The sequence below is a fragment of the Mesorhizobium sp. M7A.F.Ca.US.005.03.2.1 genome (assembly GCF_003997795.1).
GTDB classification, from domain to species: Bacteria; Pseudomonadota; Alphaproteobacteria; order Rhizobiales; family Rhizobiaceae; genus Mesorhizobium; species Mesorhizobium ciceri.
On record NZ_RZRP01000909.1, the window covers coordinates 1 to 2,423 of the forward strand.

The 2,423-nt window shown below is 62.1% G+C and carries 2 protein-coding genes and 1 pseudogene; all 3 read right to left on the minus strand.

Annotation, left to right across the window (positions count from 1 at the left end):
* Nucleotides 1-175, minus strand: a pseudogene (locus tag EN991_RS41300) (NfeD family protein); the annotation flags it as partial.
* A gap of 11 nt (nt 176-186) precedes the next feature.
* Nucleotides 187-1,137, minus strand: a complete 951-nt coding sequence (locus EN991_RS32385; RefSeq protein ID WP_013529726.1) for an SPFH domain-containing protein — start codon at nt 1,135-1,137, stop codon at nt 187-189.
* Nucleotides 1,138-1,256: 119 nt separating this feature from the next.
* The coding region (locus tag EN991_RS32390; protein WP_164769534.1) for an FAD-binding oxidoreductase at nt 1,257-2,423 on the minus strand (1,167 nt) is incomplete at its 5' end.

Here is a 2,423-nt window from a genome sequence, read left to right on the forward strand (position 1 = left end):
GCCATGTCCAGAAGCCGGTGTCCCAGATCAGCAGCGACACAGCGCCGATGATCAGCGCGGCGATGCCGATCCACAGCATGAAGATACCCGGCGCGATGATTTCCATCACCAGCAGGACGAAACCGAGAACCATCCAGTTCCACGGGCCGAGTTCGGAAACGATGCGGTCGATCATTGGTTTCGACCTCAGTTGTCGGTTGGGCGAACGACCGGCGGGCGCGCGGCCTGCCTCTGCGAGCCGGTCGTGCCTTCGCTGCGGAAGACTTCCTTGGCGATCTCGCCAATGCCGCCGAGCGAACCGATCAGCGACGATGCCTCGAAGGGCATCAGCACGATCTTGCTGTTGGTCGCGGTGCCGATCTTGCCCAACGCTTCGGTGTATTTCTGGGCTACGAAGTAGTTCAGCGCCTGCACATCGCCTTTGGAGATCGCTTCCGACACCACCTGGGTGGCGCGGGCCTCCGCCTCGGCCGAACGTTCGCGCGCCTCGGCATCGCGGAAGGCGGCTTCCTTGCGGCCTTCGGCCTCGAGGATCTGCGACTGCTTGAGGCCTTCGGCGGCAAGGATCTGGGCGCGCTTGTTGCGTTCCGCGGTCATCTGCCGGCCCATCGATTCGATGAGGTTGGCCGGCGGGTTGATGTCCTTGATTTCGACGCGGGTGATCTTGATGCCCCACGGGTGGGCCGCTTCATCGACGACGCGCAGCAGGCGCTCGTTGATGGCGTCGCGGTTCGACAGGAGTTCATCGAGATCCATCGAACCCATGACGGTACGGATGTTGGTCATCGTCAAATTGAGGATGGCATTCTGCAGGCCGGAAACCTGGTAAGCGGCCTGCGCGGCGTTGAGGATCTGGAAAAAGGCGATGCCGTCGACACCGACAATGGCGTTGTCGCGAGTGATGATTTCCTGGCTTGGAACGTCGAGCACCTGCTCCATCATGTTCATCTTGGCGCCGATGCGGTCGATGAACGGGTAAATGAAATTGAGACCCGGGCTCAGTGTCTTAGTGTAACGGCCAAAGCGCTCCACCGTATAGTTGTAGCCTTGCGGGATTGTCCTGATGCCTTTGATCAGCAGCACCAATACCAGAAGGGCAAGTGCACCAACCGCAATATCGAAACCACTGAAATCCATTTGGCTCTCCCTCAGACGAAGGCCGCACAAGCCATTCTCGCGCGGCCGACTTCACCAAAGACTTAAGTGTGTTTCAGATGCGTTACAATCAGGTGATGACGGATTGTTTGCGGGTGCGATCAGCGGTTGAAGGCAAACAATCTTGCATCCGTGTCCTCCAGCCCGTTGATCGAAGCCGGGACAATCTCGGAAGCGATCTGCGAGAAGGTGATGCCGTTGCCGCCGTAGCCCATCACCGCATGGATGCGCGGGTGGCGGGGAATGGCACCGATATAGGGCAGGCCGGTGGTTGTGGTGCCGAACGAACCGGTCCAGGCAAAATCGGGCCTGGTGTCGAGATGCGGAAATACCAGGCCGAGCTTCTCGGCGATGCGTGTGCTCTTGTCGGCGATCAGCTCGTCGCGCCGCGCTTCGTCGACAAAATCCTCGTCCTCGCCGCCGCAAATGACCCGGCCGTCGATCGTCGTGCGCATATACAGATACGGCTCCGACGCTTCCCAGATGAACGCTGCGTCCGGCCAGAGCTTTCGCGGTTGCGGGCATGTTGCGATCGCCCATGTCGAGATGATCCGGTGGGCCGCGGCCGGCACGATCTCCACAAGTTCGTAGCCGGTAGCCAGAACAACATGTCGCGCGGTTATGGTCGGGCCATCCCTGGTCGCGACGACAACAGCTTCGGCGCTATCCTCGATCACTGTCGCTTCGACGGGGGCGTAGAAGCGAGCCTTGCGCTGAAGGGATTTCAGCAGCAGCCCAGCCGTCAGCTTACGCGGGTCGAGCGCGATGTTGCCGTGGCTGAGAATGGCGCCTTCGCGGTCGATGCCGAATGTCTCCGCCAGCGGCGCCGGCGTCAGATAGGTCGCGGCGATGCCGGCTAGCCGCCGTGCCTTGGCCTCGTCGCGCAGTTCCGACGGACCAAGTATCGTGCCAGACAGATAGAGCGACGGCGCCCGGCTCAGGCCACAGTTGATGCCGAGTTCGGCGATGCGTCCGGCGAGATTGGAGACGGCGAGCCGCGAGCGCCGCCAGGCCTGCTGCGCCGAGGCTCTGCCGACCATCTTCGAGAGCGTGGAGAGAGGCTGGTCTATTTCGAATGCCACCAGTGCGGTGGTTGCGGCCGTCGAGCCCTTCAGCGGACCGCGCCGGTCGATACAGATCACCCGATGGCCATCGGCCGTCAGCGCCTCGGCCATCATGGCGCCGCTGATGCTCATGCCGACGACCAGCACATCTGCCTTGACGTCCCGGATCAGGCCGTCCGTCGGCACCGCAGGCGCGCTATAGGC